Genomic DNA, 15434 nt, shown 5'->3' with positions numbered 1-15434 from the left:
TCGGCCCGAATTACGCTTTCGCGGGACTTGCGCCGTTCGCCAAAGGCTGCTAGACGACGCCCGTCCACCCTACCCCCCCTACATCCATGAAGATCAGCATCATCGGGACCGGCTATGTCGGTCTTACCTCCGGAACGTGCTTTGCCGAGGTCGGCCATGAGGTCACCTGCGTTGACAACAATCCGGAGAAAGTCGCCACCCTCCTCGCCGGCAAAGTGCCGATCTACGAGCCGGGCCTTGAAGAACTGGTGAAGTCCAACGTGGCCGCCGGTCGCCTGAAATTCACCACCTCCACCGAGGAAGGCGTGAAGAACAGCGATGTCATTTTCATCGCCGTTCCCACCCCGCCCCAGCCGGATGGCTCCGTGGACCTCTCCTTCATCGAGAAAGTCGCCCGCGAGATCGCCCAGTGCCTCACTCCGGAGCTCGGCTACCGCGTCATCGTCGACAAGTCCACCGTGCCCGTGAAGACCGGCGACAAGGTCGAGCAGACCGTCCGCCGCTACGCCCCTCCGGGTGTCGAGTTCGGCGTGGTGTCGAATCCCGAGTTCCTGCGCGAAGGCTGCGCCGTCGATGACCTGCTCCACCCGGACCGCGTCGTCATCGGCTCGAACGACGACCGCGCGCTGGCCTACATGCAGAAGATTTATGAGCCCTTCGTGGCTCCAGTGCTCGTCACCGACATCAACTCCGCCGAGCTGATCAAGCACGCCGCCAACTCCTTCCTGGCCCTCAAGATCTCCTACATCAATGCCGTCGCCAACATCTGCGAAGCCTCCGGCGCCGACGTCGAGAAGGTCGCCGAAGGCATCGGCATGGACAAGCGCATCGGCCGCGCCTTCCTGAATGCCGGCCTCGGCTACGGCGGCTCCTGCTTCCCGAAGGACATCAAGGCCTTCATCCACATCTCCGAGACCCTCGGCCAACCCTTCGGTCTGCTCAAGGAAGTGGAAAGCATCAACGCCCACCAGCTCGAGCGCTTCCTCAACAAGATCCGCGAAAAACTCTGGGTCTTCCGCGAGAAGAAGATCGCCCTCTGGGGCCTCGCCTTCAAGCAGAACACCGATGACGTCCGCGAGTCCGTCGCCATCAAGCTCTGCCAGAAGATGCTCAAGGAAGGCGCCGTCGTCGCCGCCACCGATCCGGAGGCTCTCGGCACCGCCCAGAAGTTCGGCGAGCTCACCGGCGATATCACCTATCACGAGGACATGTATGCCACCCTTGATGGCGCGGACGCCCTCGTCATCGGCACCGAATGGCCCGCCTTCGCCAAGGCCGACCTCGCCGAAATCAAAAAGCGCCTTCGCACCCCCCTCGTCTTCGACGGCCGCAACCTCATCGACCCGAAGGACGCCAAGGCCGCCGGTCTCGAATACCACTCGATCGGTCGCTAAGCCCGATCCAAGACAAGTCTTGAACAAGGAGGCGCGGGCATCAGCTCGCGCCTCTTTTTTCTTTCGTCAGCCGGCATCGCTCGGGCATTTTATCTGATGCCCGCCTCATGCGGCTTCCTGGCATGAAACATTTGCTCCGGAGAAAACGGTTTCGCGTTGTCGCATACTGCGTCGCGGCCCTGCTCGCCTTGTTGGCAGCTGGCATCTCTGCTGCGAACCGCCGGGGCGCAAAGGAATTGCGTAGGGCTTTGGAAGAAGCGCGGACGGAGGGCATCCCGATCAGTCGTGAAGAACTTGAATCGGACATGCCCCCGCAGCAGCTCAACGCTGCTCTGCACGGCATCCTTCAAGAGTGGGAAGCTGCGATGGCTAGGCCTCCCATCCAAGGACGCGATGCCCGGCTTGCTTCTTTGAGATCCTTCATCGGCCCCCAGTGGGACACACCTTGGAGCGAGCCCAAGATCGCACGGAGCGCTTCCAAGCACCGCAAACCGAAACAGCCGAAGGGAAGCTTGGAGATCATAGGTCCTCCGCACCCTCTTCCATCGGTCGGCTCGGCGGACTTCCGGCTACTGAAGAAGGCCGATGGCTACGGTCGGGATCCGGCAAGTTTCTTGGCCGAATTCGAGAGCAGGCATGGCGCAACACTCTCACGCCTCCGCCATGATCTCTCGGCCTTGCCAAATCTCCGGCGACAATTGGCTGATACCACTCCCTTGGTCACCGACCTCGTTCGTGATCGTCTCGCCTATCGCTGCGAGAGCATTCACGCAGCACTGGCGCTGCGAGCGGAAGCAGCGCTCCAAACGGACCAGCCGGATCTGGCAACCGATAGCATCCTACTGAGTCTGAAGTTGACCGAGGCCCTCGGCTCCCGGGGACCGAGCGGAACATGGACGATGTCCCGCACGCTGAGAGTCATCGCAAAGCCGCTCAGGACTGGAATCGCACGTCGGCAGTGGAGAGAGGATGACCTCCATCGGATCGTGGCCGAGTTGGAATCCATGGATCTCCGGGCTGCAGTGAAAAGGGATGTGGAAGCCACCCTCCTCATGCTGCCTCTATGGGAGAAGTGGAGGAACGATCGTCACGATTTTCGGCGTCAAGTTCATCTGGCTTTCGAGGTCACCGACGCTCGCCCGATCGAATACGCGTTGGTGAGCGACTTCGGAGCTTATCTGCTTCCCGGCGGCTGGTTCGACTGGAACGCGGCGGCATTTCTGCGAGCGACCATGGAGTGCCGCAGGATTGCAATCTCGCCCGGTCCTGTCAGTGCTTGGACGGAGGGGGCGGCGGATCTGAGAAGTGCTCATTATCCTGACGTAACGAAAAAGAACCACCTCCTGATCGCCTTTCCCCACGCGACCTGGCCGCTAACGGTGGGAGCAAATGCAATGGTACTGCTTGACCTTATGGTGGCGGCATGCTTGATCGAACGATCTTGCCTGAAGGACAAGGCCTACCCGGAGCTCCTGCCGCCTGATATCCCGGAGGATCCCCGTTTTTCCCGACCTTTCGCGTATTTTCTGAAGCCGGGTGGAGGCTTCGAAGTTTACTCGGTCGGTGCCAATGGCACTGATGACAGCGCACGTTCCAAGAGCAAGCGCCGCCAGAAAGATGACATCTGGTGGTGAATTTGGTGAGCGCCCTTAGGCGGTTCCAAAGCAACCGCTTCCAAAATGAAAAACCCCCGGCGAAGTCGCCGGGGGCTTGGAGAATGACGTAGCCTAGCGCCGACGGCGCATCAGTCCGAGCAAACCGAAAGCGCCCAGCATCGCCGCAGCCGGTTCCGGCACGGCGGTGATTTCGGAGAAGGTGTCGATGCCCATGTAAACGCCATTCTGCGCCCCGATATCCCCGTCGGCATCATAGGGAAGGAAGCTGAGCATCATCGACTCGGAGGTGGCTGTGAAGGTGATGATGCGCTCCTCCCAGTTGAGTTCCGTAGCCTTGTCCGGATCATCCCATGCCAAGGTACTCGTGGTTGGAATCGTGGTTCCTACCAGAACTCCACCCGCATACACCTGCCAGCTTCCAGCGTCGTCCCGTCGGTTGGTGTGCCCCACAACCGCTTGGAAGAAGCTGAAGGAGTACTCCTGTCCCACCGTGAATCCGCTCACGGTCTGCTGGAGTCCCTCCTGAAGCGTGTGCGGGCTGATAAAGCCGTGGACACCGGCATAGAAAGTGGTTCCGGAGTTCGCAGCGCCGAACAACCCCGAAGCCAAGGAAGGACCATCCGCGGCGAGGATATCACCGGTAACTCCCGAGGAAACCGTGGCCAAGCTGTAAGGGGCGTCGTGGGGAATGAGTTCCCAACCGGTGGGAACAGTAGATTGGGCTGCCGGAGTGCCTTCCAGATCGGCATTCGTAAAGACGATGGCACTGAAAGCGGGTGATGCGAGGGCAAGGGACGCAGCCAGAACCAAGGGGCTCAGGCCACGACCGGGGCAGGACGTGTAGTTCATGTAAGGGTGTAATTGCAGGGTGAACGACGCGGCAGCAGTTGCAGGACTACCCCGTCGGTGCCCGCCTCTAACAATCACCTAACAATCCATCAACCCGGAATATTGCGGAACCCGGCATTTTGCAAACTTTGCAGAGTAAGATGTTTGAATCACCGCGCACCGCCGGGAGCCGCGGACCGCCCTTCATCCCGCATTTCCCTCGGCAGAAGACTTGAATCCCCGGCTCAGCCGGGCTTCCCTCCCCTTCCCGCACCTCAAGTCTTGTGGCTTGAGTCTCCAAGTCCTGAGTCTCCCGTATGAAATCCCCGCGCCGCGCCGCCGTTTCCATTCTCCGTGCTTGGTCGAAGGGCCATGCCTACGCCGAGAACCTGATCGAGCGCCACGCCTCGCGGAACGATCTCTCCTCCGCCGACCGCGCCCTGCTCAATGCCATCGTGCTCGGCGTGCTGCGGAACCTGCGCCTGCTCGACCACTGGATCGCCGAGCTCCGCAAGGGCAAGCTCGATGACGAGACCCGCGACATCCTCCGTGTCGGCCTCTGCCAGCTCCTGATCCTCCAGCTTCCCGATCACGCCGCGGTCTTCGAAACCGTGGAACTCGGCAAGAGCGGTGTCCGCGGCTTGCTGAATGCCGTGATGCGCCGCGCCGCCTCCTCCAAGAAGAAGCTCTTCGATCTCGATGAGCTTCCTCCCGAGGTCCTCTATTCCCACCCCGATTGGCTCTACAAGCGCTGGCGCAAGTCCTTCGGCAAGCAGGACGCGATCGCCCTGATGGCCTTCAACAACGAGCCCGCTCCCGTCTACGCCCGCCTCAATCCGCTGGCCGAAGCCATCGAGATCCCAGAGCCCGCCGAAGGCAGCGAGCCCGAGGGACTTCCGCCCGGCTTCATCCGCATCGAGGGCCCCATCCCCGGCGAATGGCTCAAGAAGGGCGCCATCTACATCCAGGACACCGCCACCCGCCACTGCGTCGAGCTCCTTGCCCCGCAGCCCGGCGAGCAGATCCTCGACGCCTGCGCCGCTCCCGGCGGGAAGGCCTTCCTCATCGCCGCCGCCCAAGGCGGTGCCAGCACCCTCACCTGCACCGACTCCAACGAGAAGCGCCTCCCGCGCCTGGAAGACAACCTCAAGCGCCTCCAATGCTCCGGCGCTACCGTGGAAGTCCACGACTGGGCCACCCCGGCTCCCGCGAAGTGGCACGCCGCCTTCGACGCCATCCTCCTCGACGTCCCTTGCTCAAACACGGGCGTCTTCCGCCGTCGTGTCGATGTCCGCTGGCGCCTCCGCCACTCCGACATCACCGAGCTCACCAAGCTCCAGCGCAGCATCATCGAGAATGCCCTGCCCTGCCTGAAGCCCGGCGGCCGCCTCGTCTACTCCACCTGCTCGATCGAAGCGGAGGAAAACCAGCATCTCATCACCGCCCTGCTCGGAGCCCATCCCGAGCTCGAACTCGTCGACTCCCGCCAGGCCCTGCCTCATCGCGACCAGACCGACGGTGCCTACGCCGCCTTGCTCCGCCTCCGCTGAGCCAGACCGCGCAACCAAGGGGAAAGAGGCTTCTTGCCCATCCCCTCAAAACCTGAACACTCCCTGCCCAGCGCTCCACGATGAAATCCTGCCTCGGCCTTCTCCTCACCCTCCTGATATTGGTAGCGGTCGTCGGCACCGGAGCGGCCATCTGGTATCTCAGCGGCACCGCCGAGTTCTCCCGCAAGGAAGCCCCCGCCGCGCCCTGAACAAAGCCTCCCGAGACTTCTCAAACAGGAGCTTAGGGAGAAAATGGAGGCACTGCGCCTTCATCCCATCCATCGGACTCATCCCGGTCCAAACCCTTTTCATCCGCGGTTGAGCGATGGCAAAAAAATTGCCCGCCGTCGCGCCTGAAAAGTCTCCGTATCATGAGCGATCCGGCGACAAAGTGACGCGACGACGGGACATCCGGCTGGACTCAGCCTCCGTGGAGACCGACTTACCAAAAGTTGACGCAAACTAACTTGGCCCCGCCAGACACTAAGAACCAGTCCCCGGATCAGGGGGTATTTCCGCATCACCCGAGCGAAAGCGCGCAATCAGCTCCGCTTGCGAATGCACCCTGAAGTGACGGAAGATGTCCTTCACATAGCCATCGATGGTGTGGACCGAGATCCCCATCGTCGCCGCCATCTCCTTGCGCGATTGCCCTTCCAGCATCAGGTGCAGCACCGTCCGTCGCCGCGGCGAAAGGCTCGGCAGCAGCGCCTTCTTCTCCTCCGGCCACTCCGTCTCGTGCAGCCACGGCACCTCCGCGAGAACGATGTGCGCCATCCGTGCCGCACGCGCATCGAACGAATCCTCACCCACCTGGCGGTAGATACCCACCGCGCTCAGATCGCCATCGGGCAGCGGACATGCCGAGATCATCAGATCACCGATCCCCGCATCATGCCAAAGCTCCTTCACCTCCTCGCGGACGAAGTATCCTTCGGAGTCCATCTGCCGCCGCGTCCATGTCAGATGCTGGCTCCGTTCCTTCATCTCCCGGCTCATGCTGGTGAAGATCCCCCAACTCCCCGGATGATCGAGTGCTCTTAACAGTTTCGGAAACTGTCCATCTTCGAATCCACCGTGCGCCACCGCGGTATAGAGCGGCTGCTTGCCCGGCTGAATCCGCTCCCGGGAGGACAAGGTCCAGAACCACCGGTGCGCGTCCACCAGCCGGATCAGCCCATCCATCAGCACCCGCCGCTTCTCGTGCGGGCCTCCACGCGAAGCCCCGACATCGCCGACGAGGCGGATCATGGATCGCACGTCTGCCTCGCTAAGCTCCGGAAACAACATGGAAAAACTTCAATCAGGGGAGTGCGGGGGGAAGCGCGTTATCGGCCCCGGCCATGATCTATGCAATCACGATTCGGTTAGATCACTTGCTTTTTTGATAGAACGACCGTCATCCGAACGGCACACTCCCACACAATAAGACAACTCCCTCGAATCAACAGTCGCAAAATTGGCAAAACACGCACCCACGCGGAGAGACAGGCCGTCCGACAACTCAGAAAAAGAGCAGCCGCAAGCCCGCCACGACCGAGAACCCGATCACCATCCACTCGAAGGCCCGCTGCGGCACCCGCTGCACCAGCCACTTCCCGATCCAGATCCCCGCGAGCACCCCGGGCAGACACTTCAGGTTATCCATCAGCGAGTCTCGCGTGATCAGGTTCAGGCTCCCGCTGAAGGGCAGCTTCAGGATGTTCACCAGCAGGAAGAATCTCGCCCCGATCCCTAACAGCTCCATCTTCGGCAGCCGCCGGGACAGCAGGTAGAGTTGGATCACCGGCCCCGCCGCGTTCGCCATCATCGTCGTCACCCCGCCGGCAGCTCCCGCTGCCGTTCCGAAGCCCCGAGAATCCGCCAGCCGGGCTGACCACTCCGGCCGCCACGCTCGCACCGACTGTAGCGCCACCATCGTCAGGATGCAGCCGCCGATCACCTTCCGCGCCACTTGATCCTCCTCGATCACCCCCAGCAGCCACCAGCCGGCCAGCAGGCCCACCACCGTCGCTGGCAGCAGCTTCCACACCGGGGCCCAGCTCGCATGCTTCCGGAATGCCGGGTAGACCACCAGGTCCGCCACGATCAGCAGCGGCAGCACCACCCCCGTCGAAGTCTCAGCACCATACAGGTCCGCCATCAGGAACACCGAGATCAACGAAATCCCAGTGAACCCCGCCTTCGACATGCCGATACAAAACGCCGCCACCAGGGCCAGCGTCAGATCGGTAGGACTCGAAAGCACGGCCAGCCCTTAAAGCTCAATGCCGTCTCCGACAAGCCCGACGACCGCTTCCCGCATTCGGAAGCTCGCCCCCTCTCACTTCTCCCGCCACTCCGGATACTTCGACTTCAGCATCATCCGGTACTCTTGGGCCCCGGAGGGATCTGCCTTTTTCTCCAGAGCCACCGCCACCTTGTGGATCGCCTCCGGCTTCAGCACCCGGTCGTTGTCGTCCAGTTGCTCCACCGCCGCCACATAATCCATCGCCGCCCGCGCCGGATCGTTCCGCTTCATCTGGATGTCGCCGTTCACGATCATCACCTCGGCATTCGTCCGTCCCTGCGGGCGTAGCGCCCGGCACTCCGCCGCAGCCGCCGACGCCTCATCAAGGCGACCCAACGCGATCAAAGCCTTGGCCCGGTCTAACAGACCATCCGCCTTCCACATCCCGCTGTCTTCCACATCCAGCGCATTGGCGATCGGCTGCAGGGCTTCTTCCGCCTTACCCGCCGCCAGCAGCGCCTTGCCCAGATAGCGCCAGGTCTGCTTCGCCGTGCTCCGCGGCTCGTCCTCGTCGGCGATCAACCCGTAGAAGCGCGCCGACTGCTCGAAGCGGTCGGCGCTATAGGCCTGCATCGCCGCCCAATCGATGAGCTGCTCGGGCAGGTAGTCGATGTAGTCTTCCTTGATCGCGCGATCCACGTCGTCGCAGAGCTCCGTCGGGTTCTGTAGCGTCCAGTGGGCCAGTGCCAGCAGCGCCCCGGCATTCTTGCCATAGGTCGCGGAGTCCAGTTCCCGTGCCGTTTGCGCATGGGTCAACGCCTCCTTCAACCGGTCCTTCTTCACCAGCCCCCAAGCCAGCCAATAGTTCGCCTTCGCCTTCCGCGCATTCGAGGCGTCCGGGAATTGATCGAGGAAGCGCTGATAGCGCCCGATCATGTCCTCCACGCTGCCCTCCTGCTTGGCGATGTCCGCGGACTCCAGATAAGCCGTCGCGGTGAATTCCTTGGTCAGGTTCTGCTTGATCACCAAATCGTAGTCGGCCAGTGCCTTCACCGCCTCGCCACTCGTCTTGTAGGCTTGTGCACGCTGTAGGAGCGCCTCCGCCGCACGTGGATCATCCGGATAGTCCGCGATGAATTCGCTAAAGGAACGCACCGCTCCCTGCGGATCCTCCGCAGCCAGCAGGCACCAGGCCCGCTTGTAGAGCAACCCCTTCCGGTTCTCCGCGCTCAGCGTCGTCGCATCGATCTCGTTGTAAACCTTCGCCGCTTCGGACGCCTTCTTCTCGTCCATCAGCGTCTCCGCCTTCATCAGCAGCGCCGAATGGATCTTCGGATCTCGCGGGCGGTTCTTCCGGTAGATGTCCAGGAAGCCGTCCACCTGGTCTGGCACATGGCGACCCTCGATCCGGTAGAAGCACAGCAAGCGCAGGTAGTTCGCCTCGAAGGCGTGGATGTTGTTGGGAAGCATCAGCTTCTCCACCTCGCGGAAGAGCTCCAGCGCCTGCACGTTCTTCTCCAGCTCCATGTAGGATTTCGCCGCCACCATCAGACGCCGTGCTTCCTGCTCGCCCTGCGCCTTCTCCTCGCTCCGCCGGAAGAGCGCGATCACCTCGCCATACTCCTTGCTCTCATAGCGCGAGACCATCAGCGCGATCTGAGCATCCGGCCGGTAAGTCTCCATTCCGGGCGTGCTCAGCACCAGCATCAGGTACTTGTCGGAGTTCTCCTTCTTTCCCAGTTTCGCCGCCACGATCCCGGCTTCCACCGCCGCAGGTCCGCGCACGTCGGAAGCGCTCTTGGACATCACCGCTTGATCCAGCAGCGGCATCGCATCCTCCAGCCTCTCCGCTCGTGCGAAGAGACGGCCCAGATGCAACTGTGCCTTGTGCAGGAAAGGGTTCGCCCCTTCCGGCTCGTCGATGACCTTGCGGTAGTATTCGGTCGCCTCACGCGTCCGCCCTTGCAACTCATACGCGTAGGCCGAATAGAAAAGCCCCTTCAGCCGGTGGTCCGCGCTCGTTGCCGCGCTCACCATCTTTTCAAATAGAGGGGCCGCCAGCGCATACTGCCGGTTGTTGAAATGATCCACCGCCAGACGGAAGGCTGCGGCACTCGCATAGCCACCCTTGCCATAGCGGCTCAGGATCCCGTGATAACAGCGCCGGGCATCATCCACCCGGCCGCCGCCATAGTAGCTCTCGCCGAGGTACCAATAGGCGGCCTCGGCATCCGGCCGGTTCGAGTACTCACTCAGGTAGCGCGAGAAGACCTCCACCGCCGCCGCATAACGATCCAGACGCTGGTCGATCACCGAGCTCGCCTTGGCCGAGTCGTGCAGGCGCTTGCCGTGGGCGAACAAATCCGCCGCCGGATCCGGGGCCGTTTGCACTTCCGGCTCCTCCACCGGTTCCGCCCGTCGCACCTCGTCTTGGGCGATCGCGGTCGCCGTAGCGGCTAGACAAAGAAAGAGGCGGGTCATCACGGCAGGCGGATCATCACCCCTCGATCGCCGTTTGCCAAGGAACCGTTTTGCCGCAAAACCAGCATTTCATCCGCTCCCGCTACTGCGACGGCCTTTGCGTGGCGAAGGAGATGTTCCAGATCCCCGCCTTCTGGCAGGTATCGATCACCGTCACCATCGTCTGGTAGCTCGCTTCGTTGTCCCCCCGCAGGCGGATCGGTTGATTTTCGTGCAGCTTGGCGATCGCCGTCAGTTTGGTCCGCAGCTGGTCCTGGCTCATCGTCTGACCCTCCACCACCACGTCACCGTTGGCCCGCACGTTCACGATGATCTCGCCCCGCGCGCGCTTCGCATCCGCCCCTTCCTGTGCCTTCGGTACTGAAACCTTCAGATCCATCTCCGAACGATGGAACTCGAAGGTCACGATGAAGAAAATCAGCAACTGGAACACCACGTCGAGCATCGGCGCGAGCTGCAGCTCCGCCGGCGCCATCTTGTGATTGCGGAATTTCATCGGCGCGCGGCTTCAGATACCGTGGAGATCCGGGCGATCCTCCGTCAGCGGGGACGGCACCGGCATCGCGTAGTCCTCGCGCCCGCGGCGCTGGGCAGCCGCCGGACCTGCCGCCTGTGGCGCCGCATGGCGATCCACCTGCGCGCGTAGTACCGCGATCAAATGCGTCGCCGCACCTTCCATGTCGGAAATCAGCTTCTGCACCTTGCCGCGGAAATAGGCGTAGAACATCAGTGCCGGCAGCGCGATTGCCAGACCTCCCGCAGTCGCGATCAGAGATTCGGACACACCGCTCGCGAAGGCCATCTGCCGCGCTCCTTGGAAGCCGCCATCGGACACATGGTAGAAGGACTTGATCATCCCCATCACCGTGCCCAGCAAACCCACCATCGGCGCAATCGCACCGATGTCCGCCAGATAGGAAACCCGCGTGGTCAGCATGCTCGCTTGGCGTGATCCTTCCGCCTCCGCGACATCGCGCACCTCGGAGAAGGTCGCACCGCTGTTCTTGGTCATGAACTCCAGCGCCCGCTGCGTGATCCGCGCGATGCACTCGTTCCGGCGGTGACAGTAGCTGATCAGGCCCAGGAAATCGTTCCGGCGGATCAGCGCCTCCGCATTATTCATGAAGCGGTCGCTCACCACCGCATTGCGGCGCAGCAGCAGCAGGTAGAGCAGTACCAGCACCACCGTCAGCACGGACATGATCGCCAGCACCGGCATCGTGAAGCCGCCGGCCTCATACAGGTGCATCAGGTCGATCTCCTGCTTCGGCGGCGTGGCCGTCTCCTGAGCCGAGGCGAGGCCCGGCAGGAAGCCCGCCGCCCCCGGTAAAATCGTGCGCCACGTCATTTTCAAGGCCGGGAGCTTAGCCAAGCGCCCCCCTATGGCAAGCCCCGCGCGCCCGCCTCCGGCGGGAAGTTCCCAGTCAGAAGTTCCGAATTCCAAGCAAGACATGACGAAAAGCGGCGCATCTACGCAGCCAGCCCCCCCCGGCCTTTCCAATTCCCCCGCCGGAAATCGAGAATCCTCGATTCTCCCCCTTGCATCCCCTATCCCGACAGCTTCCATTCCTCCCGTGGCCACCGCGGCATGTAAGGAGAAACTCAGGACCGTCCCCCATCAGCCCGGCGTCTACCTCATGAAGGACCGCCTCGGCTCCATCATTTACGTTGGCAAGGCCCGCGACCTCCGCAAGCGACTCTCCTCCTACTTCCTCGCCTCCCGCAAGACACGCGCTGATCTCAAAACCCGCGCCCTCATCGATACCATCGTCGATTTCGAGTTCCACCTCGTCCGCAACGAGGCGGAGGCCCTGCTGCTGGAAGGCAAGCTGATCAAGGATTACCGCCCGCGCTACAATGTCGCCTTCCGCGACGACAAGCGCTTCCTGCTGGTGAAGATCCAACCGAGCGAGCCATGGCCGCGCTTCGTGCTCACCCGCATGAAGAAGGACGATGGTGCCCGCTACTTCGGCCCCTTCGCCCACTCCGGAGCACTCCGCGCCACCATCTCCTGGCTGAACCGCAAGTTCGGCCTGCGCGCCTGCCGCCCGCTCAATCCCGGCGAGAACGACTACAAACACTGCAATGCGGACATCATCCGCAATTGCTCCGCCCCCTGCATCCTCCGCACTACCCGCGAGGACTACCTGCGCCGCATTGATGAGGCTTGCCTGGTTCTTGAAGGCAAGGGCCGCCGCGAAATCTTCAGCGACCTCGAAGCCGACATGGCCAAAGCCGCCGAGCGACTCGACTTCGAGAAAGCGGCCCTGCTCCGCGATGTCGTCGACAATCTCAAGAAGACCCTCAACCCGACCCGCCAGTTTACCCGTGGTCGTGGCGTCCCCACCACCGTCAAGCCCACCGAAGACCTCGCCGATCTCGGCGAAGCCCTCGGCCTGCCCGGCCCGCCGCGCGTGATGGAGTGCTTCGATATTTCGAACGTCTCCTCGAATCACATCGTGGCCTCCATGGTCCGCTTCACCGAGGGCAAGCCGGACAACCAGAACTACCGCCGCTACCGCATTCGCACCGTCGCCGGGCAGGACGACTTCGCATCGATGGCGGAGGTGATCCGTCGCCGCTATTCGCGCATCCTTGGTGAGAACTCCCAAGCGAATCCCGAAGAAGAATACTCTCAGGAAGATCCCGTGGAGATGCAGCGCCGCTTCGCTCGCGAAGGCCGCGCCAAGATCGTTCTGCCCGATCTCGTCATCGTCGACGGCGGCAAGGGGCAGCTCTCCATGGCAGTTCGCGAGCTTCACAACCTCGGACTTCACGATCTTCCTGTCGTCGGCCTCGCCAAGCAACGCGAGGAAGTGTTCTTCCCCGAGAAAAGCGACCCCTTGCTCATCCCCCACGACCGCGGTGCCCTGAAACTCCTCCAGCGCATCCGCGATGAGGCCCACCGCTTCGCCAACGGCTACAACGCCCTCCTCTACCGCCGCCGGATGAAGGAAAGCCTCCTCGACGATTGCCCCGCCATCTCTCCCAAGCGCAAGCAGACCCTGCTCGCCAAGTTCGGCAGCGTCGATCGCATCCGTAAGGCCAGCGTCCAGGAAATCGCTGCCCTCCCCGGCATCTCCGGGAAGTCAGCCGCGGCCATCCTAGACTGGCTTGCTTGAGATCGTCCTGATCCCCGACCGCTCATCCGGCCCGGCAAAATGCGGAAACCTGTTGCGACCGTTACAATCTTCACTTGGCTTTGTGGATTTTAGGTCCACCGTGGGCTCCGTTAGGCCATGGCGAATCGCAATAATCCTCCTCGGAAGTCTCTATCTGCCAAGCAGCTCTCTATCCCAAAGGCCCCCACGGGAATTACGGGTTTGGACGAGATCACGGAAGGCGGATTCCCCACGGGACGCCCGACACTGGTTTCAGGGAGTGCTGGCGCGGGTAAAACCATGCTAGCCACCGAATTCTTGGTGCGCGGTGCCACGCAGTTCAACGAGCCGGGGGTTTTTCTCATGTTCGAGGAGAATTCGGAGGAACTCACCGCGAATGTTCGTTCGCTCGGCTTCGACCTCGATAAGCTTTCCGCGGAGAAAAAGATCGTCCTCGACCATGTCCGCATCGAACGCAGCGAGATCGAGGAAACCGGCGAATACGACCTTGAGGGCCTCTTCATCCGCCTCGATCATGCCATCCGTAGCATCGGTGCCAAGCGGGTCGTGCTTGATACGCTTGAAGCCCTCTTCGCCGGACTCCCGAGCCACGCCATTCTCCGTGCCGAGCTCCGCCGGCTCTTCCGCTGGCTCAAGGAGCGCGGCATCACTGCCCTTGTCACGGGGGAAACCGGCGAGGCCTCCCTCACACGCTACGGCCTTGAGGAGTATGTCGCGGATTGCGTGATCACTCTGGATCATCGCGTAACCGGGCAGGTTTCAACCCGCCGTCTGCGTGTCGTGAAATACCGCGGCTCCAGCCACGGAACCAATGAATACCCCTTCCTGATCGGCGAGCATGGCCTCTCCGTGCTTCCGATCACCTCGCTGCGCCTCGATCACGCTGCTCCCACCGAGCGCTTCCCAACGGGCATCGACGGCTTGGACCAAATGCTCGGAGGAAAAGGGGTTTTTCGTGGTGCTAGCATCCTCGTCTCCGGTTCACCTGGCACTGGCAAGAGCAGCATCGGGGCAAGCTTCGTCAATGCGGCCTGCCGCAGGGGCGAACGTGCCATCCTTTTTGCTTACGAGGAATCCGCGGATCAAATCGTCCGGAACATGCGCTCGATCGGCCTCGACCTCGCCCCTTGGATCAAGAAGGGCCTGCTCCAGATCCATGCCTCCCGCCCTACCCTTCAGGGCCTTGAGCAGCACCTTCTCGCGATGCACGATCTTATCGCCGACTTCAATCCTTCCGTCGTCGCAGTCGATCCGATCAGCAACCTCACCTTCGTGCGCGATGACATCGAGGTGAAGCCTACTTTGATGCGCCTGATCGACCACCTCAAGAAGCACGAGATCACCGCGGTCTTCACCAGCCTTACCTCGGGAGCGAACAGCACCACGGCACCGGAGGATTCCCAAGTCGGGGTGTCCTCGCTGATGGATGTCTGGCTGCTCCTCCGCAACCATGAGATGAACGGCGAACGCAATCGGACTATCTACGTCCTCAAGGCTCGCGGCATGTCCCATTCGAATCAGGTTCGCGAGTTTCTCCTTAACGATAGTGGCATTTCGCTCGTCGATGTCTACATCGGCACGGACGGCGTGCTTACCGGGACCTCCCGCGTGGCTCAGGAAGCTCGCGAACGCTCCGATGCAGAACTGCGCCTCCAATCCCACGCCCGCAAGCTCCGCCAGCTTGCCAGCAAACGGAAGACGATCGAGTCTCAGATCGCCGCCCTCCAAGCCGATTTGGATGTGGAATCCGCGGAATTGGACTTCTCCGTTGCAGAAGAAGCGGCCCGCATTGAAAATGATCGCCGCAACTTGGACAAAATGGCGATACGCCGCGGTAGCCAGCTGTCCGCGAAAGACAGTCTAAAAAAAGGAAAGCGATGAAAGAGCCGAAATCCTCTTCCAAACCTTCATCTTCGGGGGCAACCGTCCCGGCTTACCAATTGCGTCTCTACGTCGCGGGCCAAACATCCAAGTCGCTCGCTGCCTTCAATAACCTGAAACGCATTTGTGAGACTCATCTCGCCGGCCAGTATCGCATTGAGCTGATCGATCTGCTCAAGACGCCGCAACTTGCCGCCGGAGATCAGATTTTGGCTGTACCCACCTTGGTCCGGCGCCTTCCGGAGCCGATCAAGAAGATCATCGGCGATCTCTCCAATGAGGAGCGTGTCCTTGTCGGCCTCGATGTCCAGCCGCTTACGGACTGAGATCCG

General features: G+C 62.0%; 13 protein-coding genes. 7 read left to right on the top strand and 6 right to left on the bottom strand.

The window, feature by feature from the left end; translation table 11 throughout:
- Window positions 1-86 precede the first annotated feature (86 nt).
- Window positions 87-1394, top strand: coding sequence for a UDP-glucose dehydrogenase family protein (locus tag OJ996_RS02695; protein ID WP_264510875.1), 1308 nt, complete (start codon window positions 87-89; stop codon window positions 1392-1394).
- Window positions 1395-2380: 986 nt separating this feature from the next.
- Window positions 2381-3028, top strand: a complete 648-nt coding sequence (locus tag OJ996_RS02690; protein WP_264510873.1) for a hypothetical protein — start codon at window positions 2381-2383, stop codon at window positions 3026-3028.
- Window positions 3029-3121: 93 nt separating this feature from the next.
- On the opposite strand, the gene OJ996_RS02685 is transcribed toward OJ996_RS02690, so the two are convergent.
- Window positions 3122-3859 carry a PEP-CTERM sorting domain-containing protein gene (locus tag OJ996_RS02685; RefSeq protein ID WP_264510871.1) on the bottom strand — a complete coding sequence of 246 codons (738 nt, stop codon included), beginning with the start codon at window positions 3857-3859 and terminating at the stop codon, window positions 3122-3124.
- A 296-nt stretch (window positions 3860-4155) separates the two neighbouring features.
- Between OJ996_RS02685 and OJ996_RS02680 the strand changes: the two genes are divergently transcribed.
- Window positions 4156-5388, top strand: coding sequence for a transcription antitermination factor NusB (locus OJ996_RS02680; protein WP_264510869.1), 1233 nt, complete (start codon window positions 4156-4158; stop codon window positions 5386-5388).
- A gap of 80 nt (window positions 5389-5468) precedes the next feature.
- On the top strand, window positions 5469-5597 hold the full coding sequence (locus tag OJ996_RS02675) for a hypothetical protein (RefSeq protein WP_264510868.1): 129 nt from the start codon (window positions 5469-5471) through the stop codon (window positions 5595-5597).
- A 274-nt stretch (window positions 5598-5871) separates the two neighbouring features.
- Here OJ996_RS02675 and OJ996_RS02670 read toward each other — a convergent pair whose 3' ends face one another.
- The 5 genes from OJ996_RS02670 to OJ996_RS02650 all read right to left on the bottom strand — a co-directional run bounded on the left by OJ996_RS02670 (window position 5872) and on the right by OJ996_RS02650 (window position 11447).
- On the bottom strand, window positions 5872-6639 hold the full coding sequence (locus OJ996_RS02670; RefSeq protein ID WP_264510867.1) for a helix-turn-helix transcriptional regulator: 768 nt from the start codon (window positions 6637-6639) through the stop codon (window positions 5872-5874).
- Window positions 6640-6892: 253 nt separating this feature from the next.
- Entirely contained in the window at window positions 6893-7636 is a 744-nt protein-coding gene (locus tag OJ996_RS02665; RefSeq protein WP_264510865.1) for a sulfite exporter TauE/SafE family protein, read from the bottom strand.
- 75 nt (window positions 7637-7711) lie between these two features.
- Window positions 7712-10099 carry a tetratricopeptide repeat protein gene (locus tag OJ996_RS02660; protein WP_264510863.1) on the bottom strand — a complete coding sequence of 796 codons (2388 nt, stop codon included), beginning with the start codon at window positions 10097-10099 and terminating at the stop codon, window positions 7712-7714.
- An 82-nt stretch (window positions 10100-10181) separates the two neighbouring features.
- Entirely contained in the window at window positions 10182-10595 is a 414-nt protein-coding gene (locus tag OJ996_RS02655; protein ID WP_264510861.1) for an ExbD/TolR family protein, read from the bottom strand.
- 12 nt (window positions 10596-10607) lie between these two features.
- Entirely contained in the window at window positions 10608-11447 is an 840-nt protein-coding gene (locus tag OJ996_RS02650) for a MotA/TolQ/ExbB proton channel family protein (protein WP_264510989.1), read from the bottom strand.
- Between the two features lie 226 nt (window positions 11448-11673).
- Here OJ996_RS02650 and OJ996_RS02645 point away from each other — a divergent pair, with 226 nt between their 5' ends.
- The 3 genes from OJ996_RS02645 to OJ996_RS02635 all read left to right on the top strand — a co-directional run bounded on the left by OJ996_RS02645 (window position 11674) and on the right by OJ996_RS02635 (window position 15428).
- Complete coding sequence (locus tag OJ996_RS02645; protein WP_264510858.1) at window positions 11674-13221, top strand: excinuclease ABC subunit UvrC; 1548 nt, start codon at window positions 11674-11676, stop codon at window positions 13219-13221.
- 117 nt (window positions 13222-13338) lie between these two features.
- Window positions 13339-15102 carry a circadian clock protein KaiC gene (kaiC, locus tag OJ996_RS02640; RefSeq protein ID WP_264510856.1) on the top strand — a complete coding sequence of 588 codons (1764 nt, stop codon included), beginning with the start codon at window positions 13339-13341 and terminating at the stop codon, window positions 15100-15102.
- The gene (locus OJ996_RS02635; protein WP_264510854.1) at window positions 15099-15428 is read left to right on the top strand and encodes a circadian clock KaiB family protein; all 330 of its coding nucleotides are present in this window, start codon (window positions 15099-15101) and stop codon (window positions 15426-15428) included. Before kaiC ends, OJ996_RS02635 begins: the two co-directional genes overlap by 4 nt.
- The last annotated feature ends 6 nt before the right edge of the window (window positions 15429-15434 follow it).

Origin of the sequence: Luteolibacter rhizosphaerae (assembly GCF_025950095.1) — a bacterium.
GTDB lineage: Bacteria > Verrucomicrobiota > Verrucomicrobiia > Verrucomicrobiales > Akkermansiaceae > Haloferula > Haloferula rhizosphaerae.
The sequence above is the reverse complement of the archived record's forward strand: the minus strand, read 5'-3'. Positions and strand labels throughout refer to the sequence as shown.